Source organism: Pseudomonas helvetica (assembly GCF_039908645.1).
GTDB lineage: Bacteria > Pseudomonadota > Gammaproteobacteria > Pseudomonadales > Pseudomonadaceae > Aquipseudomonas > Aquipseudomonas helvetica.
Genome location: NZ_CP150917.1, coordinates 4,612,577 through 4,637,975, shown reverse-complemented (window position 1 = coordinate 4,637,975; position 25,399 = coordinate 4,612,577). Strand labels below are relative to the sequence as shown.

Below are 25,399 nucleotides of genomic sequence, written 5' to 3'. Positions count from 1 at the left end.
TTTCAATCATGTTGCAACTGATCCTCGGCGGCGCCCGCTCCGGTAAAAGCCGTCTGGCTGAAAAGCTCGCCAGCGAAAGCGCTCTGGCGGTGACGTACATTGCCACCAGCCAGCCGCTGGATGGCGAAATGAATGCCCGCGTGGCCCATCATCGCGAGCGCCGCCCGCCTGAATGGGCGCTGATTGAAGAGCCGCTGGAACTGGCCCGGGTGCTACGCGAAAACGCCAGTGCCGAGCGTTGTTTACTGGTGGATTGCCTGACCTTGTGGCTGACCAATCTGCTGATGCTTGAAGATCCCGAGCGTTTGGCGCATGAGCGTGAAGCCCTGCTGGAGTGTCTGGCATCGCTGCCGGGAGAAATTGTTTTTGTCAGCAACGAGACCGGTCTGGGTGTCGTACCGCTGGGCGAATTGACTCGCCGCTATGTCGATGAAGCCGGTTGGTTGCATCAAGCCCTGGCTGAGCGCTGTCAGCGTGTCGTGTTGACCGTCGCCGGCCTGCCCCTGACTTTGAAAGGTACTGCGTTATGACTCATTCCTGGTGGTTGAACCCGTGCAAGCCGATCAATGCGCAAACGCATGAGCAAGCGGCGGCCCGACAGCAGCAACTGACCAAACCGGCGGGCTCCCTCGGGCAGCTGGAGTCAGTGGCGGTGCAACTGGCCGGGTTGCAGGGCCGGGTCAAGCCAAGCCTGAATCAGCTGTGGATTGCGATTTTTGCCGGTGACCACGGCGTGGTCGCCGAAGGTGTTTCGGCGTTCCCGCAGGAAGTCACCGGGCAGATGCTGCACAACTTCGTCAGCGGTGGCGCGGCGATCAGCGTATTGGCGCGGCAGCTTGAGGCGCGGCTGGAAGTGGTCGACCTCGGCACTGTCACGCCTTCGTTGAGTTTGCTGGGCGTGCGTCATCTGCACATCGGTCCAGGCACTGCGAACTTCGTGCACGGTCCGGCGATGACGCAAATCCAGGGCGCGCAAGCCTTGCAGGCCGGCCGTGACAGCGTGCTGCGGGCGATTGCTGAAGGCTCCGAGCTGTTTATCGGTGGCGAGATGGGCATCGGCAATACCACCGCCGCCAGCGCTGTGGCCTGTGCATTGCTCGATTGTCCGGTGGCTCATCTGACTGGGCCAGGCACCGGTTTGAGCGCGGCGGGTGTCAGCCATAAAGCCCAGGTGATTGAACGCGCGCTGGCATTGCATGCTGCTCAGCGCGGTGACGTATTGCAGACATTGTTCAACCTCGGCGGTTTTGAAATCGCTGCGTTGGTGGGTGCTTATCTGGCCTGCGCTCAAGAAGGCTTGGCGGTGCTGGTCGATGGCTTTATTTGCAGCGTTGCAGCATTGGTCGCGGTGCGCCTGAATCCGGCATGCCGCGAGTGGTTGCTGTTTGGTCATCGCGGGGCTGAACCGGGCCATCGGCATGTATTGGAAACGCTGAACGCTGAACCTTTGCTGGATCTCGGCCTGCGTCTGGGCGAGGGCAGCGGTGCCGCAGTGGCAGTGCCATTGCTGCGTCTGGCCTGCGACCTGCACGGGCAGATGGCGACCTTCGCTGAAGCGGCTGTGGCCGATCGCCCGGCATGACGTTGCGTCTGGATCTGCTGCGTCACGGTGAAACCGAACTCGGTGGCGGTTTACGCGGCAGCCTGGATGACGCGCTGACCGCCAAAGGTTGGGAGCAGATGCGCGCGGCGGTGATTGATCAAGGCCCATGGGATCGCCTGGTCTGCTCGCCGCTGCAACGTTGCGCACGTTTTGCCGAAGAGTTGGCCGAGCGGTTGGGTTTGCCGGTGGTGCTGGACAAGGATCTGCAAGAGCTGCACTTCGGCGCCTGGGAAGGGCAGAGCGCGGCAGCGTTGATGGAAACCGACGCCGAAGCGTTAGGCAGGTTTTGGGCCGATCCCTACGGGTTCACGCCGCCGGAAGGTGAGCCGGTGACTGCATTTTCCGCGCGGGTGCTGGCGGCCGTCGAGCGCTTGCATCAGGCCTATGCCGGCGAGCGGGTGTTGCTGATCAGTCACGGTGGGGTCATGCGCCTGTTGCTGGCCCGCGCACGCGGATTACCGCGCGAGCAATTGCTCAACGTTGAAGTCGGTCATGGCGCGCTGTTTTCGTTGCGCGTCGAGGCTGATGCCGTGCTCAGGGAAGAGGGGTGAACATGTTGCCGTTCTGGATCGCCTTGCAGTTTCTCAGCAGCTTGCCGATTCGTCTGCCAGGCATGCCGACGCCTCAGGAGCTTGGGCGCTCGTTGCTGTTTTATCCATTGGTGGGGCTGCTGTTTGGCGGGCTGTTGTGGGCGCTGAATGGGCTGTTGCTCGGTACGCCGGCGTTGTTGCATGCGGCGTTGCTGTTGAGTGTCTGGGTGATGCTCAGCGGTGGTTTGCACCTCGACGGTCTGGCTGACAGCGCCGATGCCTGGCTTGGTGGTTTTGGTGATCGCGAACGCACCTTGAGCATCATGAAGGACCCGCGCAGTGGGCCGATCGCGGTAGTGACGCTGGTGTTGGTGCTGTTGCTCAAGTTCACGGCGTTACTGGCGTTGATTGAACAGCACTCTATGGCCGGGTTGATCCTTGCACCATTGATCGGTCGCAGTGCCTTGCTGGGGGTGTTCCTGAACACGCCGTATGTACGCGCCGGTGGCCTGGGACAGGCGCTGGCCGATCATCTGCCGCGCAAGACCGGTCAGCAGGTGTTGTTGCTCAGCGCGCTGGCGTGCGTGCTGATCGGCGGCTGGAGCGGTGTTGTTGCACTGGTGCTGGCGGCTCTGATGTTCTTCTGGTTGCGCCAGGTGATGTTGCGGCGTCTGGGCGGGACCACCGGCGATACGGCCGGGGCGTTGCTGGAGCTGCTGGAAACAGCGGTGCTGGTGGGTTTGGCGCTGGTCTGAGAGTCACCGTCAACGTGCACGACCTAACGGCTGTTTGATAATCGAACTTGCTTTAACTTTATCGCGGGTATATACACGCACCATGCTAGCCTCTCAATGTTTATGCACCAACCTGCGTCGCGCCGCCCGTGGCGTCAGCAGGCATTACGACGGCGCCCTCGACGGCTTCGGAATCAACGTTGCGCAGTATTCCTTGCTGTGCAATTTGCAGCGCCTCGATCAACCGAGCATTTCCACCTTGGCGGAAGCCATGGGCCTGGATCGCAGTACGCTGGGGCGTAATCTGCGGGTGCTCGAGGGGGAGGGGTTGGTGATGCTGGTCGAGGGTGAAGATCAGCGCAATCGCATCGTGCAACTGACCGAAACCGGGCGTGAACGCCTGGCGGCGGCCTTGCCGGCCTGGGAAGCGGCGCAGCAGCGGCTGATTGATCGTCTGGGCGCAGAGAAACGCGCAACCCTGCTGGCCTTACTGGATGAGCTCGCCTGAGGCAGCGGGCCTTTTCAAGCGTAAGCCCGAATTTGAGCGAACTTAAGCGGGTATATACCCGTTACCGGAGAATAAGAATGACATCGATGTGGCGTGCCAGCGGTTGGGTTCTACTTGGAAGCGCACTGATTCTTGCACTGTCGCTTGGCGTGAGGCATGGCTTCGGGCTGTTTTTGCCGCCGATGAGCGCGCAGTTCGGCTGGGGGCGGGAAGTGTTCGCCTTTGCCATCGCCCTGCAGAACCTGATCTGGGGGCTGGCGCAGCCATTCACCGGGGCCTTGGCGGACCGTTTCGGCGCGGCGAAAGTGGTGCTGGTCGGTGGCGTACTGTACGCGGTGGGTTTGGTGTTCATGGGCTTGTCCGATTCGGCCTTGTCGCTGTCGTTGAGCGCTGGCTTGTTGATCGGTCTTGGTCTGTCCGGCACCTCGTTCTCGGTGATTCTTGGCGTGGTAGGGCGTGCCTTGCCGCCGGAGAAACGCAGCATGGGCATGGGGATCGCCAGTGCTGCCGGTTCCTTCGGCCAGTTCGCCATGTTACCGGGCACGCTGGGGTTGATCGGCTGGCTCGGTTGGTCAACCGCGCTGCTGGTGCTGGGAATGCTGGTGGCACTGATTGTGCCACTAGTCAGCATGCTCAAGGACAAACCGCTGCCCGTGCTCGGTCATGAGCAAACCCTGTCCGAGGCCCTGCGCGAGGCGTGTTCGCACTCGGGCTTCTGGCTGTTGGCGTTCGGCTTTTTTGTCTGTGGTTTCCAGGTGGTGTTTATCGGCGTGCATTTGCCGGCCTATCTGGTCGACCAGCATCTGCCTGCCAGCGTCGGTACCACGGTGCTGGCGTTGATTGGCCTGTTCAATATCTTCGGTACTTACACCGCCGGCTGGCTCGGCGGGCGCATGTCCAAACCGCGTCTGTTGACGGGGCTCTACCTGTTGCGTGCGGTGGTGATCAGTTTGTTCATCTGGGCTCCCGTGACGCAGACCAGTGCTTATCTGTTCGGTATGGCCATGGGGTTTCTCTGGTTGTCGACAGTGCCTTTGACCAACGGCACGGTAGCGACGCTATTTGGTGTACGAAACCTCTCTATGCTCGGTGGTATCGTTTTCCTCTTTCACCAGTTGGGCTCGTTCCTTGGCGGCTGGCTGGGTGGGGTGGTTTATGACCGAACAGGCAACTATGACTTGATCTGGCAGGTGGCGATTCTCCTCAGTCTGTTGGCGGCAGTCTTGAACTGGCCTGTACGCGAGCGTACCGTGGCACGCTTGCAAGCTCAGGTGAGTGCGGCATGAGCAGGATCGCCGCCTGGTTCGCCGCTGTCGGTGCTGGCGCGCTGTTGTTGGCGCTGGCCTGGTGGGGCTGGCATCAGGGAGGGTTGGCGCTGATGCAACTCGGTATGGGTGCTTGCTGAGTCAGCGCCCACTAAAAAGCCCCGCCTCTGTGCAAGAGAGCGGGGCTTTTTCAAGTCAGCCGATGAGCTGTTCAGGCTCGCCGTGAATCAGAAGCGGTAGGTCGCGCCGACACCAAAACCATTGGAGCTGTTTTCATATTTGGCGCTGTAACTGTCTACTGCGTTGGAGTGATTCACCGTGACAGCTTCTTCCTTGAGGTAGGAGTAGGCGACGTCGATGGTCAGATCATCGGTGACGTTGTAGCCAGCGCCAAGGCTGAAGATAGTGCGGTCACCGGTAGGAATGCGTGGTGAACGGTCAGTATTGTTGGTCGGCGATTGGTCAAAGGTCAGGCCGGTACGCAATACCCACTGCTTGTTCAGCTTGTAGGAAGTACCGATGGCGTAGGCCCAGGTATTGTGCCAGTTCTGCTCTTCCGTAATGGTGCCGAACAAGGCTGGGGACAATACACCGCCCTGTGCCGCAGTGACGCCTTCGTTATTGACGGTGATGTTTTTCAGGCGGCTCCAGCGGGTCCAGGTGGAACCTGCATACAGGGTCCACGCATCTGTCAGTTGTTGCGTCACGGAGAAATCGACCGATTCAGGCGTTTCGATTTTCAGCGAAGCGTCGTATCGATTGCTTTGCAGGAAGGCGGAAGGAGCGTTGGCGCCTGCGGTGATATCGGTATGACCTTCGAGCTTGTAATTCACTTTCGAGTGATAAGTCAGGCCGAGGCGAGTCGTGTCGGTGGCTTGTACCAGAACCCCGAAGTTGTAGCCCAGAGCGGTATCGTCGCCTTTGATCTTGACGTGGGTATCGCCAAAAAGAGGTACATCCGACTCGAGAGTGCCGCCAATACGGTTAATGGTCGGGCCGAAGCCGATCGATACTCTGTCGTTGAAGGCATAGCTGACGGTAGGTTGGAAGGTCACAACCTTGACTTCGCTCTTGCTGCCGAAGCCGCCGCCCTGGAAGCCACTTTCATAGTTGGTAATCAGACCAAAAGGTGCATAGACACCGAGGCCAAATGCCCAGTGATCATCGATCGGTTTGACGTAATAGCCCATCGGAACGGCTGTGAATGGCACCATGTCGCCCTTGTTGGTACCCGGATGGGCGCCGTGGGCGTCTTTGATATCGCTCGAAGCGTCGATAGCTGCCAGCCCGCCAGTGACTTCCTGGCGCTTGATCCGCGACATGCCGGCAGGGTTGCCAAATACAGTACTTGCGTCCTCAGCGGACGAAGAGCGTCCCGCAAAACCAGTCCCCATCCCACTGATGCTCTGTTCGTTGAGGGCAAAGCCACTTGCAAAGATCTGGGTGGATGCCAAGGCAACGGCAAGGCTAAGGGTGGTTTTGAGCATTACTTTTTTCATTATTAGAACTCCTGGTGATCACCGGAGCGAAAATTACCAACATTTTCGTTTCAGCGCTATAGGCTGTATGGCTTGAGATAGAGCGCTTTTGTAGGACAATCAGACCAAAATCGCGTCTATATGCGCGATCTTGCAAATTGCCCGGTTAACAGGCGATCTGATTCAGCGGTGATACACAGGTTTGCCAGGCGCAGGTGAAGTCACGCAGACGACCTTGTGGCTGGAAGGTCTGGCGCCAGATTCGGGCCATGCCCAGCAGGTCATCGGCTCCGGGGAGCGGGGTATTCTGTTCTTCTATTAATAGCCAGGCGATGGCGGTGGCATAACGCAGGTTGACGGTCAGTTCGAGGTGCGGACCGCTGAGAAATGCATGTTGGCTGGCGAGGCCGCGAACCAGGCTGGCGCGTTCCGGGTCCAGCGCCAGATAGTGATCCCAAAGCGCCTGGTGACGAGGTTCGGCAATCCGGTACAGGCCATGCCCGCGGCGGTCATGCAGGGCGGAACCAAGAGCGGACTGACTGGCTGCAACACCCAGTAGCAGGGATTCGGCAATCGTGCTGTGGCGTCCGAGGTAAATCAGCGTCGGACGGATCACATAACGGCACAGTTCGCTGGCGGCGATACCCATAAAGCCCTCGAAACGTGAAGTGGGCGGCGATTCCTGACGGGTGGGGCTTGGCAGCGGTGGATCGACTCAGGATCGCCGGAAGCGGATCAAGCCGCTTGAGTTGAAGTGTAGTGTCATATTCGTGCCGTAAAGGCCTGTTTTTAAAATATTTCCGGTGCCGAGTTATAACCGTTATATCGCTTGGTACTTAAGCCGATACAGCGTGTGGAGAAATATCAGGCAATAAAAAGCCCTGCTTTTTAAGCAGGGCTTTTGATGTTTTCAGCTTTTCTGGTGTTTCAGGCAACCAGTGCCTGACGGGTACGCTCGATCACGGCCTGCAGCGGCTCGGCGCTGGAGTATTGATCGGGGTACAGGCGTTCGCTGTGACGAGCGATGCCGTGTTCATTGACCAGGGTGAAGCTGAAGCAGCCTTTGCGAGCAGCCATGATCAGGCAGTTCATTGGAGCAAAAGCGTTGGTTAGGGTGCGGATGGCATCCTGAGTGTGGATTTGAGTAGACATGGTTATTGGGTGTTCCTACAAATGACACGGATAAGAACCGTGCAACGTTAAAACGTTCCAGTAACGACGATCACCATTGATCGAACGAAGAACCCGACTGGAACAAAGCAGCCAGTTGAAGCGCTATGATTTTTGCGCGCTTGGGCCGGCAGGTAGGTACTTAGGAGGGCAGGCAACACATCAAGGGCAAAGGTTCTGGGCCCGGGGTGAAGATCCTGATCAATTTGCAGGTTGGTTCGGTCAGAGTAAGTGAGCTTCGCAACACCCTTTGCTTTCAATTCAAAGGCAGTGTTGTCGCAAGCATTACCTGGAAACCATCGAGGTGGTCGGTCCCGTGATGTCGGTAGAGGCTTCTCTTTAGGGAAGGTATACCGCAGGAGTTGTTCGACCAGAATTGACTTTCAGCTTGGTACTAACGCCGCGGATAGTAACGGATTGAATTCGAGAAAGGAAGTGTGTTAGGCAAAAAACTTTTACTGATGCTTGAATCGCTCTGCTCGCTGGCGGGGAATTGCCGTGCCTGGAGCATCTGCCGTCGGGGGTAAAACGTCGCGGCAACAGTAAAGCACACAATTGGGTCACCGGGCGTCCAGTGGCATGAGCCATCACCTCGCTTGAAACGCAGGTACAGTGAGGCTCGTTGTGACTGATTGACTGCAAAACGCACGAAAAAAGGGCGGTGATATAACCACCTCGAAGGGACTTGTGCACATTAGTTGCGTGGGCTGTCACCCCGTTGTCATTTCACCTTCAAGCGCAGTGGGTGCCTGTAATGGAAATTTAAGTCAATGAAAAACATCGCTTTTTTTTACTGGTGAAAAAATCGTCAGTTTGACTGCGAGCCCCATTCCACAGGGCTTCTGGCGAGTTCAGGGTGGGTTGTCCACTGAGTTATCCACAGCTTCTGTGGATTGTCCCAAGCGCTTGCTCTAGGACGGGCGTGCAGGCTTTTTTCGACTTTACCCGTACGAAAAAAAGAGTAGAGTGGCGCGCCTTCCGATTTGTCCCGCAGTGCTTTATGAAGTTTCGCTCAGTACCAACCTCCGTTACCTCCATCACCTCAGGTGTCACTCCACCCAAGCGCTTTTCGATTCGAGTCGCCGAATGGTTGCTCGACAGCCCACGCCTGGGCGATAACCCCAACATCAAACATTTCGCCGGACGTTTGCTCAAGGCTCCAGCCCGTGAAGGGGTGGTGGCTGCGCAAAGTCGTCTGGGGCAATTGATGTGCCGCGAATGCGGCAATGCCCGGGATCGGCGCATTGGCCAGGACCTGCTGCGTCAGGCCGCACGTGCCGGCGACCGGCGTGCCCGGCAGGAACTCGGTCAGATCGAAGACTGAGCTGTCCAAGCCCCGACGGCTTGGTTAACCTTCGCGCTTTAATTCATCGGCAGGAGTCGTCATGGCTATGGACGTGACCAGTGTGTTGCTCGGTCTGGCGGGTGCTGCGCTACCGTTATTGATGCTGGCGTGGCAGCTACAGCGGCGCCTGAGCACCGCGCAGTCCGAGCTGTCGCTGCTTGAAGAGCGCTTGGGGACTGCACAACTGGCGCAGGACGGGCTTAATGCGCAACTCGATGCCTGCCGTGATGAAATCAGCGACCTGAGTCAGGCCAATGCGGCCAAGCAAGCCGATCTGGCTGCCGTGCGCCGTGAAGTCGAGCTGTTGCAGATCGAGCGTGACAACGCCCGTGACGCGGCCCATGCCTGGAACCTCGAGCGCAGCAGTAAAGAGGCCGAGTTGCGGCGGCTGGACGCGCAGGCCGCCTCGTTAAATGCCGAGTTGCGTGAGCAGCAGGAAAGCCATCAACAACGCCTGAGCGACCTGCAAGGCTCGCGGGACGAGCTGCGGGCGCAGTTCGCCGAGCTGGCCGGGAAAATCTTCGATGAGCGCGAACAGCGCTTTGCCGAAACCAGCCAGCAGCGTTTGGGCCAATTGCTCGACCCACTGAAAGAGCGCATTCAATCCTTCGAAAAACGCGTCGAGGAAAGTTATCAGGCGGAAGCCCGCGAGCGCTTCTCGCTTGCCAAGGAGCTGGAGCGTCTGCAGCAACTGAACCTGCGCTTGAGCGACGAGGCGACCAACCTCACGCGAGCGCTCAAGGGACAGAAAACCCAAGGCAACTGGGGTGAGTTGATTCTCGAACGAGTGCTGGAACACGCGGGCCTGGAGAAGGGCCGCGAGTACCAGACTCAAGTCAGCCTAAAGGGACCGGATGGCGAGCGCTTCCAGCCCGACGTGCTGATTTATCTGCCGGGCGACAAGCAGGTGGTGGTCGACTCGAAGGTCAGCCTGACGGCCTATCAGCAATACGTGGCGGCTGACGACGACGCGATTGGCCAAGCGGCGCTGAAGCAGCATGTGCTGTCGTTGCGTAATCACGTCAAGGGCTTGTCCGATAAGGACTATAAGCGCCTGGACGGTCTGCACAGCCTGGATTTCGTATTACTTTTCGTGCCCATCGAGGCGGCTTTTTCCGCGGCATTGCAGGCTGAACCAAATCTGTTTCAGGAAGCGTTCGATCGCCATATCGTTATCGTCAGCCCGACCACCTTGCTGGCGACGTTGCGCGTCATCGACAGCCTGTGGAAGCAAGAGCGCCAGAGTCAGAATGCCCGGGAAATTGCCGAGCGCGCGGGCTGGCTGTACGACAAGTTCGTGTTGTTTATTCAGGATCTGGACGAGGTCGGCAATCGCTTGCAGCAACTGGATAAAGCCTACAGCGCCGCACGCAACAAACTGACGGAAGGCCGCGGCAATCTGGTCAGCCGCAGCGAGCAGCTCAAATTGCTCGGCGCACGGGCCAGCAAGAGCTTGCCGGCCGATCTGCTGGAGCGGGCGATGACCGATGTCGATGGGTTGGCCGAGTTGCCGGAATAAATTAAAAGATTGTCTTCATCACAACGGCAAATGCCGACTCAACAACGCCCGCAACGCCGCCGGCTTCACCGGTTTCGGCAGGTATTCCAGGCCTGCTGCATGCACTTGGGCGACCATCTCCGGTCGCCCGTCAGCGCTGATCACCACGCCAGGTACCGGCTCGCCGAGTTGGGAGCGTAGCCAGGCCATGAGTTCGGTACCGGTTTCGCCATGGTCGAGGTGGTAATCCACCAGCGCCAGTTGCGGGCGCATGCCATCGCTGAGCAGGGCGACGCACTCATCGCGATTGCGCGCGGTATATACCTGGCAACCCCAGCGCGAGAGCAGGCTGTTCATGCCGATCAGAATGCTGTCTTCGTTATCGATACACAGCACCTGCGCGCCTGTTGGCAGCCGGCCATTGAGTTTGGCAGGTGTACCGGGCGCACTGGTTTGAGCATGGGCCAGAGGCACGCTGACGCTGAACACACTGCCTTTGCCTGGCCAGGAGCGGACTTGCAGTTGATGACCCAGCACCCGGCACAAGCCGTCGGCAATCGCCAGACCCAGGCCCAGACCTTTTTCGGCGCGGGTCTGGTGGCTGTCGAGGCGCTTGAACTCCTCGAAGATAACCTGGCGTTTGTCTTCGGGAATCCCCGGGCCACGGTCCCAGACCTCCAGGCACAGCTGATCGCCCTTGTGTCGCACGCCCAGCAGCACGGGGCCTTTGGCGTAGCGGAAGGCGTTGGTCAGGAAGTTTTGCAGAATCCGCCGCAGCAATTTGATATCGCTGTCGACCCGTAGGCGGCTGCCGCGCAGGCGAAATTTCAGCCCTTGCTCCTGCGCCAGCGCCTTGAATTCGGCGCCGAGGGTGTCGAACAAATCATTCAGCGCAAATGGCTTGCGATCCGGGTTGATCTTGCCGTTTTCCAGGCGCGAGATGTCGAGCAGGTCACTGATCAAGTCCTCGGCCGAGCGTAGCGAACTGTCCAGATGCTGCACCAGTTGCCGGGTCTCGCAGGAGAGATCGTCATTCTGGTGGGAGAGGGCGGCCGAGAACAGCCGTGCGGCGTTCAATGGCTGCATCAGGTCGTGGCTGACAGCTGCAAGGAAACGGGTTTTCGACTGGTTGGCCGACTCGGCGGTACCTTTGGCTTCGGTCAGCGCGATGTTCAACTGCGACAGTTCATGGGTGCGCTCGGCGACGCGTCGCTCCAGTCCTTCGTTGGCCTCGGTCAGCGCTTGCTCGGCTTCGCGAAACGCGGTGATGTCGGTGAAACTCATGACAAACCCGCCGCCCGGCATTGGATTGCCGATCAGCTCGATCACCCGACCGTTGGGGAACAAGCGCTCCGAGGTATGGGCGCGCCCCTGGCGCATCCAGTGCAGGCGCCGGGCAACGTGGACTTCCGCCTCGCCGGGGCCACACAGGCCGCGTTCGGCGTTATAGCGAATGATGTCGGCAATCGGCCGGCCGACGCTGATCAGGCCATCCGGGTAGTTGAACAGTTCAAGGTATCGACGATTCCAGGCCACCAGCTTCAGCGACTGGTCGACCACGCTGATGCCTTGGGTAATGTTCTCGATCGCGCCTTGCAGCAAGGCACGGTTGAATTGCAGCACTTCCGAGGCTTCGTCGGCGATTCGTACCACGTCCTCGAGCTGCATTTCCCGACCTTCAATAGCGGCTTTTACGACGGCGCGGGTCGATGAAGCCCCGAGTACACCGGCGAGCAAGCGTTCGGTGTGGGCAATCCATTCACCGTCGGCATTCTGATTCGGGTTGAAACCTTTGCCTTGGCGGTAGGCGAAGCGGATGAAGCTCTGGCGTGCCCGTTCTTCGCCGACAAAACGTGCCGCGAGTTGCAGCAGGTCGTCGATTTGCACCGCCAGCATCGAGCGCGCGCTCGGCCGTGTGCTGATCTCCTGACCAATGAAGCGACCGGCCTGCCAGTGTTCCGAGACCCGTGTGCGCGACAACACCGACACCCAGGCGAACAAGGTGAAGTTACCGGCCAGCGACAACACCACGCCTTGAGTCAGTGGGGAAATCGGCAGGTTCAGCGGATTGCCGTGCAACCAGCCCAGCCCTGGGAAACTGTGCAGCGACCAGCCCAGGCTGTTGGCGGCGATCGGCAGAATCAACGTGTAGAACCAGAGAAAAGTCCCGGCGGCGAGACCGGCGAATACCCCGCGGCGGTTGGCCTGTTTCCAGTACAGCGCGCCGAGCATCGCTGGCGCTAGTTGGGTCACGGCGGCAAATGCGATCTGCCCGATGGTGGCCAGGCTGGCGGTCGAACCGAGCAGGCGATAGGAAACATAGGCCAGCAGCAGAATGGCGACGATGCTCACCCGACGCACCGAGAGCATCCAGTAGCGGAACACCTCGAACGGCCGTTCGGCATTTTTCCGGCGCAGCAGCCATGGCAGCAACATGTCGTTGGAGACCATGGTCGACAGCGCCACGCTGGCAACGATTACCATGCCGGTGGCGGCCGATGCACCTCCGATAAACGCCAGCAGCGCCAGTGCCGGATGGGCCTGGGCCAGTGGCAGGCTGATCACGAAGGAGTCGGGCAGTACCGAGCTTGGCAGCATCATTTGCCCGGCCAGCGCGATCGGTACCACGAACAGTGCGGCCAATCCCAGATAAGCCGGGAATACCCATTTCGCCAGGCGCAAATCCTGCGGTTCGATGTTCTCCACCACGGTCACATGGAACTGTCGGGGCAGGCAGATGATCGCCATCATCGCCACGCCGGTCTGCACCACCATCGATGGCCAATTCACGGTTTCTTTCCAGTATTCCTCCAGGCGTGGTGCGAGCATGGCCTGATCGAACAGGTCGTTGAAGCCATCGTACAAACCATATGTGACGAAGGCGCCGACGGCGAGGAAGGCGAGCAGCTTGACCAGTGCTTCGAAGGCAATCGCCAGCACCATGCCACGGTGGTGCTCCGTGGCATCGAGGTTGCGGGTGCCGAAGACGATGGTGAACAGCGCCAGAACCAGCGACACAATCAGCGCTGTGTCCAGGGCCCGGGTGCCCATGGCATCCGGGCCTGCACCGATCAACAGGTTGACCCCCAGGACGATGCCTTTGAGCTGCAAGGCGATGTAGGGCAATACGCCCACCAGACAGATCAGCGCCACCACCACCGCCAGCGATTGCGACTTGCCATAGCGGGCGGCGATGAAGTCGGCAATCGAGGTGATGTTTTCCTGTTTGCTGATCATCACCATTTTTTGCAGGACCCACGGCGCGAACACCAGCAGCAGGATCGGCCCCAGATAAATCGGCAAAAACGACCAGAGTTGTTCGGCGGCCTGACCGACGGCGCCAAAGAACGTCCAGCTGGTGCAGTAGACCGCCAGCGACAGGCTGTACACCCAGGCACGCATACGCGGCGGCAGCGGTGTGCTGCGCCGGTCACCGTAAAAGGCGATAGCGAACATGACGGCCATATAGGCCAGGGCGACGGCGGCAATCAGCCCGCTGGACAGCGACATGGTAACTCCAGGCATAAAGACACCCGGGACGCAAACCCGGTCTGACAGTTTCGCACGACCACTTCGGTTCGTCAGTGTCGACCAAGGTCGTGGCGCGGCGGGGTGTCGCAGGGTGGATACGTAGCGTGTTTACGCGGCAGCTACGGGGCCAGCGCGATATCGATCAACCGATGCAACTCTTCAACCTCTAGCGCCGCTGACGCGAACAGGATGCGGAACACTGTCGGTGCCACCACTATGTTGATCAGTCGGTCGACACCGGGCTTCGGCTCATTCGGATAGCGGTCCAGTATCGTCTGCAACTGGCTACTGAGAATGCTCACGCAATACCCCGGCGTGGCGCTCGATTGCACGTCGCGCATCATGTTGCGGCCGGGCTCCGAACTCATTTCGTCCAGATACTGCTCGGCCCAGGCGCGCAGGTCGCTACGCAGGCTGCCGGTGTTGGCCGGTTCACTGTCAGGACGCATGCGTACCAGCGCGACGTCGGCCAAGAGTGCCGACAAGTCGCCCCAACGTCGGTAGATCGTCGACGGCGTAACGCCTGCACGGGCAGCGATTTGCGGCACGGTTACGCTTGAACGCTCCTGCTCTTGGAGGAGTTCGCGGACTGCCGAATGAATCGACTCCTGCACCCGAGCACTGCGACCGCCCGGGCGTAAACCTTCTTTAATAGCCATGCGTCGAACCTTAACACAAAGAATTTGCTTTAAGCCGAAGTCGGTAGCACACTCCGCAAAAGCAAAAAATTAGCTTTTGCGGAGTGTGCTCATGTCCAGTTCAGTCTCAAGCCGTTCCAGTCTGGTGTTCCTGGCGATCACCTTACTGAGTTTTCTCGCCGCTTCCAGTGCACCAACGCCGCTTTATCACCTGTACCAGGAGGTGCTGCAGTTCTCTCCGGCGACCCTGACGCTGATTTTCGGGGTGTATGCCTTGAGCTTGCTGGCGGCGCTGCTGACGGTCGGCTCGTTGTCGGATCATCTGGGACGCAAGCCGGTAATTTTCGCTGCGTTGCTGCTGGATATGCTGGCGATGTTGCTGTTTATCAATGCCGACAGTGTGGCTTGGCTGATCGCTGCGCGGGTGCTTCAGGGGTTTGCCACCGGCATGGCCACCAGCGTACTCGGTGCGGCGTTGCTCGATACTGACCGGCAGCAAGGTCCGCTGGTGAATAGCGTTGCGCCGCTTCTGGGCATGGCGTTTGGCGCATTGGGCAGTGGATTGCTGGCGGAGTACGCGCCGCAACCATTGCAATTGGCCTACTGGATTCTGTTCGGACTGTTCCTGCTGCAAGCCCTGTACGTCTGGCGTCTGCCAGAAAGTGTCAGTCGACTACCCGGCGCCTGGGAGTCGCTATGCCCGACCTTGCATGTGCCGCCACAGGCACGACGGGCGCTGTGGCTGGCGCTGCCGGTGAATGTGGCGGTCTGGGCGGTGGGCGGCTTCTTCCTGTCACTGGCGCCATCGCTGGTTCGTACGGCGACCGGTTCGACCTCGAATCTGATCGGCGGCGGCCTGGTAGCTGTGTTGACGGTCAGTGGCGCGTTGATGATCTTCACGTTGCGCAATCGCCCGGCAGACAAAGTCCTGCGCTTGGGCGCGAGCTTGTTGGCGATCGGCATCGCGCTGATTCTGACCGCCGTACACAGCGCCAGCCTGCCGCTGTTTTTCTTCGCCACTCTGGTGGCCGGCAGTGGTTTTGGTGCCGGCTTTCTCGGTGCCTTGCGCAGCGTGGTACCGCTGGCCTTGCCCCATGAGCGCGCGGGGTTGATGTCGGCGTTCTACGTGCTGAGTTACCTGGCGTTCTGCCTGCCGTCGCTGTTGGCAGGCAACCTGACCCGGACCTTTGGCCTGGTCGCCACCACCGATGGCTATGGCGCGGTATTGATCGTGCTGTCGTTGGGGGCGTTGCTGGGGTTGATGCGTCAGCGGCCGGCCAAGTTCTGTGGGGTAGCGGATAATCCTTAACGCGACAGAGGTGTTCCCAGGCGGAGTGATACGAGCAGCAGTGTTTAATATCTATATCTGTAAAGCAGATAACAGTTAGAGAAATTACCCGTTATATAGATATTCGATTCAGTTCTACCATGAGCTCTCCCTCACCCGAGGACAGGAGTTCACGATGCAATGCCCCAACAGCAACAAAACCGCTAACCGGCCTTTGAGCCATTTACAGCACCCTCGCGAAGCGATTCGGCAGTTCACCCCGAACTGGTTCGCCGCGACCATGGGCACTGGGGTCCTGGCCCTGGCGCTCGCCCAATTGCCGGTGTCTTTCCCTGGCCTGCATGCCTTCGCCGAAGGCCTGTGGATGTTCAATATTTTCCTGTTCCTGCTGTTCAGTGGGTTGTATGCCGCGCGCTGGGCGTTTTTCTTCGATGAAGCGCGACGGATTTTCGGCCACTCCACGGTTTCGATGTTTTTCGGCACCATTCCCATGGGCCTGGCGACCATCATCAATGGCTTCCTGCTGTTCGGTCTGCCGCGCTGGGGGGAGGGCGTTGTGCACCTGGCCGAGGTGTTGTGGTGGCTGGATGTCGCCATGTCGCTGGCCTGCGGCGTGTTGATCCCGTACATGATGTTCACCCGCCAGGAACACAGCATCGACCAGATGACCGCTGTCTGGCTGCTGCCGGTGGTGGCTGCGGAAGTCGCGGCGGCCAGCGGTGGTTTGCTTGCGCCGCACCTGGCAGACGCTCACTCGCAACTGGTGGTACTGGTGACCAGCTACGTGCTGTGGGCGTTCTCGCTGCCGGTGGCGTTCAGCATCCTGACCATCCTGCTGCTGCGTATGGCCCTGCACAAACTGCCGCACGAAAACATGGCCGCGTCGAGCTGGCTGGCGCTGGGGCCGATCGGCACCGGGGCGTTGGGCATGTTGTTGCTGGGCAGCGATGCACCGGCGATTTTCGCCGCCAACGGCTTGCCGGGAATCGGTGAAATTGCCGCCGGGCTGGGCCTGGTCGCCGGGATTACATTATGGGGCTTCGGCTTGTGGTGGATGTTGATAGCGGTACTGATCACCTTGCGTTACCTGCGTGGCGGGATTCCCTTCAACCTCGGCTGGTGGGGTTTTACCTTCCCGCTGGGCGTTTACTCGCTGGCCACGCTGAAGCTGGCAAGCACCTTGAACCTGGCTTTTTTCAGCTTCTTTGGCAGTGTCTTGGTGGTCGCGTTGGCGATCATGTGGCTGATCGTTTCCAAGCGCACCGTTCAAGGCGCCTGGCGCGGTGAGTTGTTTGTTTCACCGTGCATTGCCGGATTAGCGAAATAATTCGCAAAGTTTAGGTAAGGTTGTGGCCTGGATCGCGGTACGACATTCCAATAAGAGCATCCAAGCCACACAGGGACATGGAAGATGAGCCACCCTTCGCAGTTCACCTTGCTTCGCAAGCGGCGGTTTCTGCCGTTTTTTGTTACGCAGTCCCTCGGGGCGTTCAACGACAACATCTTCAAGCAATCGTTGATCCTCGCGATTTTGTACAAGCTGACCATCGAGGGTGACCGTTCGATCTGGGTCAACCTGTGTGCGCTGCTGTTTATCCTGCCGTTTTTTCTGTTCTCGGCGCTGGCCGGACAGTTCGGCGAAAAGTTCGCCAAGGACGCGCTGATTCGTCTGATCAAGCTCGGCGAAATCGCGATCATGGCGGTCGGCGCAGTCGGCTTCCTGTTCGATCACCTGTCGCTGATGCTGGTGGCGCTGTTCGCCATGGGTACCCACTCGGCGTTGTTTGGCCCGGTTAAGTATTCGATCCTGCCGCAGGCCCTGCATGAAGAAGAGCTGGTGGGCGGTAACGGGCTGGTGGAAATGGGTACCTTCCTGGCGATTCTGGCCGGGACCATCGGCGCCGGGATCATGATGTCGTCCAGTCATTACGCACCGATCGTCTCCACGGCGATCATCGGTGTCGCGGTGCTGGGCTATCTGGCCAGTCGCGGCATTCCGCGCGCTGCAGCGTCGACCCCTGAGCTACGGTTGAACTGGAATATCTTCAGCCAGTCCTGGGCGACTCTGCGTCTGGGGCTGGGGCAAACGCCTGCGGTGTCGCGCTCGATTGTCGGCAACTCGTGGTTCTGGTTTGTCGGGGCGATTTACCTGACGCAAATCCCGGCCTACGCCAAAGAGTGGATGCACGGTGACGAGACGGTGGTGACGCTGATTCTGACGGTGTTCTCGGTCGGTATCGCGCTGGGTTCGATGCTCTGCGAGAAACTCTCCGGACGCAAAGTCGAGATCGGTCTGGTGCCGTTTGGCTCCTTTGGGCTGACAGTGTTTGGCTTGCTGCTGTGGTGGAGCTCCGGGGGCATCCCGCAAAGCCTTCAAGGTCATGGCTGGATCGAAGTGCTTGGCTTCGGTCAGACGTGGTGGGTGCTGTTCGATATTCTCGGGCTGGGGATTTTCGGCGGTTTCTACATCGTGCCGCTGTACGCGTTGATTCAGTCGCGCACTGCCGAAAACGAGCGGGCGCGGGTGATCGCGGCCAACAACATCCTCAATGCACTGTTCATGGTGGTTTCGGCGATTGTCTCGATTGTGCTGCTGAGCATCGTCAAGCTGTCGATTCCCCAGCTGTTCCTGGTGGTGTCGCTGCTGAACATCGGTGTAAACGTCTACATCTTCAGCATCGTTCCCGAATTCAGCATGCGCTTCATGATCTGGCTGCTCAGCCATTCCATGTACCGCGTGCAGCATCGCAACCTTGAGCTGATTCCCGATGAGGGCGCGGCGTTGCTGGTCTGCAACCACGTGTCGTTCGTCGATGCTTTGCTGATTGGTGGCGCAGTGCGTCGGCCGATTCGCTTTGTGATGTATTACAAGATCTATAACTTGCCGGTGCTGAACTTTATCTTCCGTACGGCGGGGACCATTCCGATTGCCGGGCGCCAGGAGGACAGTCAGATTTACGAAAAGGCCTTCAAGCGAATCGCCCAGTACCTGAAGGATGGTGAGCTGGTGTGCATCTTCCCGGAAGGCAAGCTGACCGTTGATGGTGAGATCAATGAGTTCAAGGGCGGGCTGACGCGGATACTGGAAGAGACACCGGTGCCAGTGATTCCTTTGGCCTTGCAAGGGTTGTGGGGCAGCTTTTTCAGCCGCGATCCGAACAAGGGTTTGTTCCACCGTCTCTGGTCACGGGTGACCCTGGTGGCCGGGCCGGCGGTGGCGGTTGAAGTCGCGCAGCCAGCGCAGTTGCAAGCGCTGGTCGGCGAATTGCGTGGCACCGTTAGATAGTGGGTGTTTTGGCTGGCCTCATCGCGGGCAAGCCTTGCTCCTACAGAGGTACGAGATATCTGTAGGAGCGAGGCTTGCCCGCGATGGCGATCTAGGCCTGGGCGCTGACTTTGAGCCCGACCAACCCGACGATGATCAGCGCGACGCTGGCCAGGCGGAACAGCGCCATGGATTCACCAAACAGGATGATCCCGGCGATAACCGTGCCCACGGCGCCGACGCCAGTCCAGATGGCGTAGGCCGTGCCCAACGGCAGATCCTTCATGGCCAGACCCAGCAGACCCAGGCTGATTACCATGGCGCCGACGGTCAGGACGGTGGGAAGAGGGCGGCTGAAGCCGTCGGTGTATTTCAGGCCAACGGCCCAGCCGACTTCAAACAAACCTGCGAAAAACAGAATGATCCAAGGCATGCAGACCTCCATCGATTGACGGGGTCGTCCCCAGATTAGTAACTCGGTCGAGCCGCGAGGTCGTCCTCGCGATGCGCACTATAGTGCCCACTAATAATCCGGGGATCAAGTTACCGGGTCACTCGGTTGCTTGTCGGGCGGCCAGTTCGCGGTCCTGTTTCTCGCTCATCCGACGGAAATACGTCGAGAGCAACGCCCCGGAAATGTTGTGCCAAACGCTGAACAGCGCGCTCGGTACCGCCGCCAGTGGCGAGAAGTGGGCACTGGCCAGCGCCGCGCCCAGCCCGGAGTTCTGCATGCCGACTTCCAGGGCCAGGGATTTGCGTTGCGCCAGCGGCAGCTTGAACACGCGTCCGGTGAAGTAGCCCAGCAGGAAGCCAAAGCTGTTATGCAGCATCACCACGACCATGATCAGCAGGCCGGACTCGGCAATCTTTGCCTGACTCGCCGCGACAACGGCGGCGACGATGATCACGATGCTCACCACTGAAACCAGCGGCAGCACCTCTACCGCGTGGCGCACCCGATCTCCCAGCAGGCGTTGGGCAACCACGCCGAGCACGATCGGCAGCAACACCACTTGCAGGATCGACCAGAACAGTTCCATGAACGATACCGGCAACCAGGCCGAGGCCAATAACCAGATCAGGGCAGGCGTCAGCACCGGAGCGAGCAGGGTGGTGACGGCGGCAATCGCTACCGACAGCGCCAGGTCACCGCGGGCCAGCCAGGTCATCACGTTCGACGAGGTGCCGCTTGGGCAGCAACCGACCAGAATCACCCCGACGGCGATTTCCGGTGGCAGGTGAAACGCCTGGCAGAGCAACCATGCCACGCCGGGCATGATCACGAAATGTGCGACCACGCCCAGTGCCACGCGCCACGGATGACGGGCCACTTCAGCGAAATCTTCAAGTTTGAGGGTCAGGCCCATGCCGAACATCACCAGCCCCAGCAACGGCACGATCGCACCTTTCAGGCCGATGAACCACGCCGGTTGCAGGAAGGCCACTACGGCGAAGATCAAGACCCAGTAAGCGAAAGTGTTGCCGACAAAGCGGCTCAGTGCTGCCAGTGCACGCATGACCTGTTCCTTCCTATATCGTCTGTAAAAAGATCGCAGCCTGCGGCAGCGCCTACAGATGAACGCACATTACTGTAGGAACTGCCGCAGGCTGCGATCTTTTCTTTATAGGCGCCGCCAATTCGGCCGGCGCCCATTAGCGCGATTAGATCCCTTGCGGAGTCTCTTCGCCGCCCAGCGCCTCAACCAGCGCCGGGAGGAATTCGCCGAAAGTCATCATCATCAGCATGAAGCTGGCGTCGAGTTGGCCGAGGGCTTCATCACCACCGTCCTGTTCTGCCTGATCCTGCAGAAGGTCTTCAAACTTCAGGCGCTTGACCACCATCTTGTCGTCGAGGACGAACGACAGTTTGTCTTGCCAGGCCAGGGACAGCTGAGTGACCACTTTACCGGTGCTCAGATGCAACTGGATTTCTTCGCTGGTCAGGTCCTGACGCTTGCAACGGACGATGCCGCCGTCTTCGTGGGTATCGCGCAGTTCGCACTCATCCAGTACGAAGAAGTCGTCAGCGGCTTTCTGGGTGGTGACCCACTCAGTCATGGTCGCGGTCGGGGACATTTTTACAGTCAACGGACGTACCGGCAGCGTGCCGATCACTTCACGCAGCGTGGAAAGCAGGTCTTCGGCGCGTTTCGGGCTGGCGGAGTTGACCAGGATCAGCCCCTGTTTCGGTGCAATGGCAGCAAAGGTCGACGAGCGACGGATAAAGGCGCGCGGCAGGAACGCCTGGATGATTTCATCCTTGATCTGATCACGCTCCTTCTTATAGACCTTGCGCATTTGCTCGGCTTCGATCTCTTCGACCTTTTCCTTGACCGCGTCGCGCACGACGCTGCCTGGCAGAATGCGTTCTTCCTTGCGTGCGGCGATCAGCAGGAAGTCTCCGCTGACATGTACCAGGGGTGCATCTTCGCCTTTGCCAAACGGCGCGACGAAACCGTAGGTGGTCAACTCCTGGCTTGCACATGGACGCGCCAGTTTGGTGGCCAGTGCAGTTTCCAACGCCTCAGCATCAAAAGGCAGATCTTGGGTCAGGCGATAGATAAGCAGGTTTTTGAACCACATGGGGTGAGTCTCTCCTTTATACAAAGGGGGGCATTATTCTCCGCGCAGCGTCATAGGCCAACCCTCAGCTAAGCCTTTGGAAGGCCTGAAAAAATTATTTTAAAAAGTGCTTGCCAGAGGTTGGGCTGCTCCGTAGAATGCGCGCCACACCGAACGTGAAGGGTGATTAGCTCAGCTGGGAGAGCGTCTGCCTTACAAGCAGAATGTCGGCGGTTCGATCCCGTCATCACCCACCATTCGCATTCAGTGTTACGCGCAGCGGTAGTTCAGTCGGTTAGAATACCGGCCTGTCACGCCGGGGGTCGCGGGTTCGAGTCCCGTCCGCTGCGCCATATTCGGTAACCTGGAACGCTGAACGCCAGGTCACCACGGAAAGCCCGCTAACGCGGGCTTTTTGCTGTAAGAGTTCCATGCGATGTGTACTGTTTCATTGAAATTCAGCTTTTTTAATATTTTTCTTAATTAAATCAGCACGTTATGAATTTTTGTGGCACAATGCGCCCCGCAACGAAGGTAAAGGGTGATTAGCTCAGCTGGGAGAGCGTCTGCCTTACAAGCAGAATGTCGGCGGTTCGATCCCGTCATCACCCACCACTTACTTTCAACGCTACGCGCAGCGGTAGTTCAGTCGGTTAGAATACCGGCCTGTCACGCCGGGGGTCGCGGGTTCGAGTCCCGTCCGCTGCGCCATATTCGGTAACCTGGAACACTGAACGCCAGGTCACCACAGAAAGCCCGCTTAATGCGGGCTTTTTGCTGTCTGGGGTTTTATCAAGTCATGGTCCCCGATAAAAAAGCGACCCTTGGTCGCTTTTTTCGTTTATGGGTTACTACTGCTCGGCATTGCGCGCGTGCCGGTAATCACTGACCGCTTCGTACACTGCTTTGCGTAGCCGATTGATACCGCCGATAGGGCGGTGGGCTTCCAGGCCAAACCAGGGGTTGAAGGACTGGTTATCGCATTGCAGGTTCAGCGCTGGCGTGTCGAAGTCCTGGGCGGGGATCCGGATCCGCGCCACGGTTTCGAACGGCGCATCGCTTTCACGCCATTCGATGCTGGTGTCCTCGATCGGCATATACCTGGTCGGGTCCTGGCGCTGGATCTGCAAGACAAAACACGCGGCTACCCGGTCCGTCGACAGCTGTTGATTCAGCGCACTGCGCAAAAAGTTTGGCAGCGCTTGATTTTGCGCAGGGAGGGTGTAGTCGGGGCAGTTGCCAGGGTCTGGCGCAACGCGGAACTTGGCATTGGCCGTACCGAATTTATACGGCGAGACGGAAAAATAAGTGCTCTGGGTCGGACTGGCCGGGGCTGGCGCCAGGGTCGCCAAGGCAATGAACAGGTGACGAATCTGCCAGCTGCGCGGATCCCAGCTCGGAAAGAACGCCATGACTTGCTTGCCATCAGCTTGGGCTGCGACGTTTTGACGGTACTCGGCGACATTGCTGACGAAGAAGTTCGGATGGTTGAACATCACGAAGTCCTGCTCACTACGGTTCTGCTGATCCTTGAGTAGCTGTGTTCCCGGTACATCAAGCAATTTGATCGCCATGCCTCGGGCATCGCGAACGCTATCGAATTGCGGATAGGCGTTACCGTTGGACAGTCGCAAGATGGCTTGCCAGGTCTTGCCGGCCTCGCTAAAGACACCTTGACGCAGTTCAGGCGTGAGGTCGGCCAGCACTTGAACCTCGGCCTTTACGCAGCCATGCGCCTTGGCGTGGGCATCGCGCAGGAAACGAGTGTTTTCGCGGTGCTGGTCGACGATGCGCACGGCAGTCTGGATGATGTCCCGCGTCATTGCCGCTTCACCCGCCGGAATCTGTTCTTTGGCAGAGACCGGACCGCTGTGATGCCAGGCGAACCAGGCTGTCGCCACCGCCCAGGCCAGCAAACCGAGCCCCAACAGGAGCAGCAGGGTTTTGCCGAGCAATACGCCGATGCGCAGCCAAAGTGTGATCAACATGCATGAATCCTTTTTGCTGCGGTGATGGTCATGGTAGTTGCGACTCCAAAGGCCCGCCGAGCACCTTCAGGTATTCCACCAGTGCCCAGCGCTCTTGGGGTTGCAGCAGTCGGCCGATGACCCCGTTGCCTCGTTCGCCTGGACGAAATTCGTGACCGCTGTTGTGGTTGCCGGTGATTCGCGTGTCGAACTCAAAACCGTTGCTGAAGGCTTCAGTGCGATAACCCAGGTGCTGTGGGTCGTATTCGAACGTGCCTCTATAGAAGGTGGCTGCACGCTCATCCTGCGGCGAGAGCAGTTGGTAGATGTTCGGTACTGAACCGTTATGCAGAAACGGTGGCGTCGCCCAGACGCCCGCCAGCGGTCGTGCCTTGTAGGCACGTAGTTCACGAACGCCAATCGGCAGGCCGTATCCATCCATGTCGGGGCGCTCTTGAGGTGTGACGTTGGCGTCACGGTAAGCGCGGTTCTCGACGAAGGCAGTCACGTAGGCCAGACCTTTGGCAACCGAGAGTTTGCTCAGGTCCAGTGGCCCGGTAGGTGTCGGGTGCAGTTTGACGTCCAGTTTCGCCAGTTCGGCCACGTCCCATTTGAGCGGGCTCAGGTCAAAACGGTGGTCGGCGATGTTGTTGGCGGCCCCCGGGTCGGTACCAATGACGTCCACCGGCAACATTTTCAATTTCTGCTCAGGCCGACCATTGGTCACTGTCACGTTCGGTACATGGCAACCGGCGCAGTTTTCGGCGAACAGCGTGCGGCCCTTGGCGGCCAGTGGTTTGTCGATGCTGCCGAGCAATGCTTCGGGCCAGGCCGGAGGTTTGAGTCGCTTCAGTGTTTCTTCGATCAGTTGCAGGTCGCGTACTCGCACGCTGGAAGGGTAGCGATCATCGCCCTTGAGCGGCTGGCCGGCGGCATCGAAGAAGTTCAGCGTCGCGCCGACGCCCAGGGCTTCGCCGATGTTGCGCGCCATGGGTTGCTGGGCTGAGCCGTTCCATTGCACCCAGTCGAAGCTCCAGATATCCCACAACTGCGGATAGTCCACGGGCGCGTTGGCTACTCGGTAGTTGTTCGGCGAAATAGCGTCGCCGAAACTGGCGTTGGCAATACGGCCGAAAGCGTCGGTACGGCCGGGGCCTTCTTCGGTGGGATAAAGGCCGCGGTGGGTGTCATTCCAGGCTGCGCGCAAGAAGGTATCCAGCGAAGTTTTGAAGTCCTGGCGCAGTTGTGAGTGTTGGGCGTCATAGTCCTGACCCAGCACGTTGCGTGCGAAGCGTTCGAGTTTCCAGGGGTTGTAGTAGGTCGAGGCGAGGCTTGCGACCAATGCCTGACCGAAACTGCCGCCGCGCAGAGTGGGGACACTGGAAGGCAATACGTGCTGTGCCGAGCCGCCGTCGATGCGCACCGCCTGGCCTTTAAAGCGCAGCTCGCCGGTGTGGCAGGCAGCGCAGGTAACATCCAGAAACTCTTCTTTACTGCCTGGATTCTGATGGCGGGCGAAACCGACGGGCAGGTTGCCGGGGTTGTTGGGTGTGGCTTTTTGGGTCGGATCTACCAAAAAACCAAAACGCGCCAGGTATTCAGGCGTGGCAAAGCGTTGCTCCGAGAATGGCAGTTCAAGTGCTGTGAACCAGTTGTAGCGCAGGCCTTTGACCTGTGTGCCCTGTGGTGTGAAGTAGTAGGTCTGGCGGTCGGCGGCGTCCCATTGCTCGAGGTAGTTCACCTGCTTGACTGGCGTATAGGCCGGTAGCTTCGGGTTGGCGACGTAATACAGGACCACCGCCAGAGCGACTGCCAGCAGGGTGATTATCAGCAACAGCACACGGATCAAGAGGCGCACGTTAAACATCCTTGTTGATTTATAGCCTTGTTATGCCTTAGCTCCAGGTGCGAGGCAAGTGGCCATTACGCCAGGCGCTGTAGGAACCGGCGTTTATTGCGCTGAGAAGAAGCTGACAGAAGCTTCATGACCAGCGCTCGCAAAATGCATTAAAAGACC

Annotated in this window: 22 protein-coding genes and 4 tRNA genes; 16 read left to right on the top strand and 10 right to left on the bottom strand. The window is 59.2% G+C overall.

All coding sequences use genetic code 11. The annotated features are described in order from the left end of the window. Window positions 1-8: 8 nt before the first annotated feature. The 7 genes from cobU to AABM55_RS21560 all read left to right on the top strand — a co-directional run bounded on the left by cobU (window position 9) and on the right by AABM55_RS21560 (window position 4,780). A complete protein-coding gene (gene cobU, locus AABM55_RS21590; RefSeq protein ID WP_054593550.1) occupies window positions 9-530 on the top strand; it encodes a bifunctional adenosylcobinamide kinase/adenosylcobinamide-phosphate guanylyltransferase in 522 nt (173 codons plus the stop codon). After that, window positions 527-1,582, top strand: coding sequence for a nicotinate-nucleotide--dimethylbenzimidazole phosphoribosyltransferase (cobT, locus tag AABM55_RS21585; RefSeq protein ID WP_347927734.1), 1,056 nt, complete (start codon window positions 527-529; stop codon window positions 1,580-1,582). The genes cobU and cobT overlap by 4 nt, the downstream gene beginning before the upstream one ends. Continuing rightward, window positions 1,579-2,154, top strand: coding sequence for an alpha-ribazole phosphatase family protein (gene cobC / locus AABM55_RS21580; RefSeq protein WP_054593548.1), 576 nt, complete (start codon window positions 1,579-1,581; stop codon window positions 2,152-2,154). The genes cobT and cobC overlap by 4 nt, the downstream gene beginning before the upstream one ends. A 2-nt stretch (window positions 2,155-2,156) precedes the next feature. Then, the gene (locus tag AABM55_RS21575; RefSeq protein WP_347927733.1) at window positions 2,157-2,888 is read left to right on the top strand and encodes an adenosylcobinamide-GDP ribazoletransferase; all 732 of its coding nucleotides are present in this window, start codon (window positions 2,157-2,159) and stop codon (window positions 2,886-2,888) included. An 82-nt stretch (window positions 2,889-2,970) separates the two neighbouring features. Then, complete coding sequence (locus tag AABM55_RS21570; protein WP_054593546.1) at window positions 2,971-3,375, top strand: MarR family winged helix-turn-helix transcriptional regulator; 405 nt, start codon at window positions 2,971-2,973, stop codon at window positions 3,373-3,375. An 86-nt stretch (window positions 3,376-3,461) separates the two neighbouring features. Further along, on the top strand, window positions 3,462-4,661 hold the full coding sequence (locus AABM55_RS21565; protein WP_347930077.1) for an MFS transporter: 1,200 nt from the start codon (window positions 3,462-3,464) through the stop codon (window positions 4,659-4,661). Continuing rightward, on the top strand, window positions 4,658-4,780 hold the full coding sequence (locus tag AABM55_RS21560) for a hypothetical protein (protein WP_256585315.1): 123 nt from the start codon (window positions 4,658-4,660) through the stop codon (window positions 4,778-4,780). The genes AABM55_RS21565 and AABM55_RS21560 overlap by 4 nt, the downstream gene beginning before the upstream one ends. 87 nt (window positions 4,781-4,867) lie before the next feature. Here the strand turns inward: AABM55_RS21560 and AABM55_RS21555 are convergent, their stop codons facing one another. The 3 genes from AABM55_RS21555 to AABM55_RS21545 all read right to left on the bottom strand — a co-directional run bounded on the left by AABM55_RS21555 (window position 4,868) and on the right by AABM55_RS21545 (window position 7,270). Next, window positions 4,868-6,139, bottom strand: coding sequence for an OmpP1/FadL family transporter (locus AABM55_RS21555; protein WP_054593544.1), 1,272 nt, complete (start codon window positions 6,137-6,139; stop codon window positions 4,868-4,870). Between the two features lie 145 nt (window positions 6,140-6,284). Next, the gene (locus AABM55_RS21550) at window positions 6,285-6,767 is read right to left on the bottom strand and encodes a hypothetical protein (protein WP_347927732.1); all 483 of its coding nucleotides are present in this window, start codon (window positions 6,765-6,767) and stop codon (window positions 6,285-6,287) included. 278 nt (window positions 6,768-7,045) lie between these two features. Next, window positions 7,046-7,270 (bottom strand): hypothetical protein, encoded by a 225-nt coding sequence (locus tag AABM55_RS21545; protein WP_007898912.1) that lies wholly within the window; start codon window positions 7,268-7,270, stop codon window positions 7,046-7,048. A 1,018-nt stretch (window positions 7,271-8,288) separates the two neighbouring features. Here AABM55_RS21545 and AABM55_RS21540 point away from each other — a divergent pair. Both AABM55_RS21540 and rmuC read left to right on the top strand, forming a co-directional pair. Further along, complete coding sequence (locus AABM55_RS21540; RefSeq protein WP_347927731.1) at window positions 8,289-8,612, top strand: sel1 repeat family protein; 324 nt, start codon at window positions 8,289-8,291, stop codon at window positions 8,610-8,612. A gap of 175 nt (window positions 8,613-8,787) precedes the next feature. Next, window positions 8,788-10,152, top strand: coding sequence for a DNA recombination protein RmuC (gene rmuC / locus AABM55_RS21535; protein ID WP_162491276.1), 1,365 nt, complete (start codon window positions 8,788-8,790; stop codon window positions 10,150-10,152). A gap of 18 nt (window positions 10,153-10,170) precedes the next feature. On the opposite strand, the gene AABM55_RS21530 is transcribed toward rmuC, so the two are convergent. After that, window positions 10,171-13,641: a hybrid sensor histidine kinase/response regulator gene (locus AABM55_RS21530; RefSeq protein WP_103319536.1), complete on the bottom strand. Its 3,471-nt coding sequence runs from the start codon at window positions 13,639-13,641 to the stop codon at window positions 10,171-10,173. Between the two features lie 140 nt (window positions 13,642-13,781). Further along, window positions 13,782-14,321, bottom strand: a complete 540-nt coding sequence (locus AABM55_RS21525) for a TetR/AcrR family transcriptional regulator (RefSeq protein ID WP_347927730.1) — start codon at window positions 14,319-14,321, stop codon at window positions 13,782-13,784. 91 nt (window positions 14,322-14,412) lie between these two features. On the opposite strand from AABM55_RS21525, the gene AABM55_RS21520 reads away from it, so the two are divergent. The 3 genes from AABM55_RS21520 to AABM55_RS21510 all read left to right on the top strand — a co-directional run bounded on the left by AABM55_RS21520 (window position 14,413) and on the right by AABM55_RS21510 (window position 18,874). Continuing rightward, window positions 14,413-15,609, top strand: coding sequence for an MFS transporter (locus tag AABM55_RS21520; protein ID WP_347927729.1), 1,197 nt, complete (start codon window positions 14,413-14,415; stop codon window positions 15,607-15,609). Between the two features lie 154 nt (window positions 15,610-15,763). After that, window positions 15,764-16,915: a TDT family transporter gene (locus AABM55_RS21515; protein WP_347927728.1), complete on the top strand. Its 1,152-nt coding sequence runs from the start codon at window positions 15,764-15,766 to the stop codon at window positions 16,913-16,915. Between the two features lie 84 nt (window positions 16,916-16,999). Further along, window positions 17,000-18,874, top strand: a complete 1,875-nt coding sequence (locus tag AABM55_RS21510; protein ID WP_054593536.1) for an MFS transporter — start codon at window positions 17,000-17,002, stop codon at window positions 18,872-18,874. A 91-nt stretch (window positions 18,875-18,965) separates the two neighbouring features. On the opposite strand, the gene sugE is transcribed toward AABM55_RS21510, so the two are convergent. From sugE to rdgC, 3 genes are all read right to left on the bottom strand, one after another. Continuing rightward, on the bottom strand, window positions 18,966-19,286 hold the full coding sequence (gene sugE / locus AABM55_RS21505) for a quaternary ammonium compound efflux SMR transporter SugE (protein WP_347927727.1): 321 nt from the start codon (window positions 19,284-19,286) through the stop codon (window positions 18,966-18,968). Window positions 19,287-19,404: 118 nt separating this feature from the next. Further along, a complete protein-coding gene (locus AABM55_RS21500) occupies window positions 19,405-20,370 on the bottom strand; it encodes a bile acid:sodium symporter family protein (RefSeq protein ID WP_347927726.1) in 966 nt (321 codons plus the stop codon). 145 nt (window positions 20,371-20,515) lie between these two features. Continuing rightward, complete coding sequence (gene rdgC / locus AABM55_RS21495) at window positions 20,516-21,436, bottom strand: recombination-associated protein RdgC (RefSeq protein WP_103319547.1); 921 nt, start codon at window positions 21,434-21,436, stop codon at window positions 20,516-20,518. A 160-nt stretch (window positions 21,437-21,596) separates the two neighbouring features. Between rdgC and AABM55_RS21490 the strand changes: the two genes are divergently transcribed. The 4 genes from AABM55_RS21490 to AABM55_RS21475 all read left to right on the top strand — a co-directional run bounded on the left by AABM55_RS21490 (window position 21,597) and on the right by AABM55_RS21475 (window position 22,126). Then, a tRNA-Val gene (locus tag AABM55_RS21490) sits at window positions 21,597-21,672 on the top strand. A 19-nt stretch (window positions 21,673-21,691) separates the two neighbouring features. Beyond that, a tRNA-Asp gene (locus tag AABM55_RS21485) sits at window positions 21,692-21,768 on the top strand. Window positions 21,769-21,954: 186 nt separating this feature from the next. Continuing rightward, window positions 21,955-22,030, top strand: a tRNA-Val gene (locus AABM55_RS21480). 19 nt (window positions 22,031-22,049) lie between these two features. Next, window positions 22,050-22,126: transfer RNA gene (locus AABM55_RS21475), tRNA-Asp, on the top strand. Window positions 22,127-22,266: 140 nt separating this feature from the next. On the opposite strand, the gene AABM55_RS21470 is transcribed toward AABM55_RS21475, so the two are convergent. Beyond that, a complete protein-coding gene (locus AABM55_RS21470) occupies window positions 22,267-23,403 on the bottom strand; it encodes a catalase family protein (protein WP_347927725.1) in 1,137 nt (378 codons plus the stop codon). A 28-nt stretch (window positions 23,404-23,431) separates the two neighbouring features. Further along, the gene (locus tag AABM55_RS21465) at window positions 23,432-25,240 is read right to left on the bottom strand and encodes a di-heme-cytochrome C peroxidase (RefSeq protein ID WP_347927724.1); all 1,809 of its coding nucleotides are present in this window, start codon (window positions 25,238-25,240) and stop codon (window positions 23,432-23,434) included. Window positions 25,241-25,399 lie beyond the last annotated feature (159 nt).

Coding starts and splice junctions, on each gene's coding strand:
- cobU (WP_054593550.1), top strand. CDS start 9: ATGTTGCAACTGATCCTCGGCGGCGCCCGCTCCGGTAAAAGCCGTCTG.
- cobT (WP_347927734.1), top strand. CDS start 527: ATGACTCATTCCTGGTGGTTGAACCCGTGCAAGCCGATCAATGCGCAA.
- cobC (WP_054593548.1), top strand. CDS start 1,579: ATGACGTTGCGTCTGGATCTGCTGCGTCACGGTGAAACCGAACTCGGT.
- AABM55_RS21575 (WP_347927733.1), top strand. CDS start 2,157: ATGTTGCCGTTCTGGATCGCCTTGCAGTTTCTCAGCAGCTTGCCGATT.
- AABM55_RS21570 (WP_054593546.1), top strand. CDS start 2,971: ATGCTAGCCTCTCAATGTTTATGCACCAACCTGCGTCGCGCCGCCCGT.
- AABM55_RS21565 (WP_347930077.1), top strand. CDS start 3,462: ATGTGGCGTGCCAGCGGTTGGGTTCTACTTGGAAGCGCACTGATTCTT.
- AABM55_RS21560 (WP_256585315.1), top strand. CDS start 4,658: ATGAGCAGGATCGCCGCCTGGTTCGCCGCTGTCGGTGCTGGCGCGCTG.
- AABM55_RS21555 (WP_054593544.1), bottom strand. CDS start 6,139: ATGAAAAAAGTAATGCTCAAAACCACCCTTAGCCTTGCCGTTGCCTTG.
- AABM55_RS21550 (WP_347927732.1), bottom strand. CDS start 6,767: ATGGGTATCGCCGCCAGCGAACTGTGCCGTTATGTGATCCGTCCGACG.
- AABM55_RS21545 (WP_007898912.1), bottom strand. CDS start 7,270: ATGTCTACTCAAATCCACACTCAGGATGCCATCCGCACCCTAACCAAC.
- AABM55_RS21540 (WP_347927731.1), top strand. CDS start 8,289: ATGAAGTTTCGCTCAGTACCAACCTCCGTTACCTCCATCACCTCAGGT.
- AABM55_RS21530 (WP_103319536.1), bottom strand. CDS start 13,641: ATGTCGCTGTCCAGCGGGCTGATTGCCGCCGTCGCCCTGGCCTATATG.
- AABM55_RS21525 (WP_347927730.1), bottom strand. CDS start 14,321: ATGGCTATTAAAGAAGGTTTACGCCCGGGCGGTCGCAGTGCTCGGGTG.
- AABM55_RS21520 (WP_347927729.1), top strand. CDS start 14,413: ATGTCCAGTTCAGTCTCAAGCCGTTCCAGTCTGGTGTTCCTGGCGATC.
- AABM55_RS21515 (WP_347927728.1), top strand. CDS start 15,764: ATGCAATGCCCCAACAGCAACAAAACCGCTAACCGGCCTTTGAGCCAT.
- AABM55_RS21510 (WP_054593536.1), top strand. CDS start 17,000: ATGAGCCACCCTTCGCAGTTCACCTTGCTTCGCAAGCGGCGGTTTCTG.
- sugE (WP_347927727.1), bottom strand. CDS start 19,286: ATGCCTTGGATCATTCTGTTTTTCGCAGGTTTGTTTGAAGTCGGCTGG.
- AABM55_RS21500 (WP_347927726.1), bottom strand. CDS start 20,370: ATGCGTGCACTGGCAGCACTGAGCCGCTTTGTCGGCAACACTTTCGCT.
- rdgC (WP_103319547.1), bottom strand. CDS start 21,436: ATGTGGTTCAAAAACCTGCTTATCTATCGCCTGACCCAAGATCTGCCT.
- AABM55_RS21470 (WP_347927725.1), bottom strand. CDS start 23,403: ATGTTGATCACACTTTGGCTGCGCATCGGCGTATTGCTCGGCAAAACC.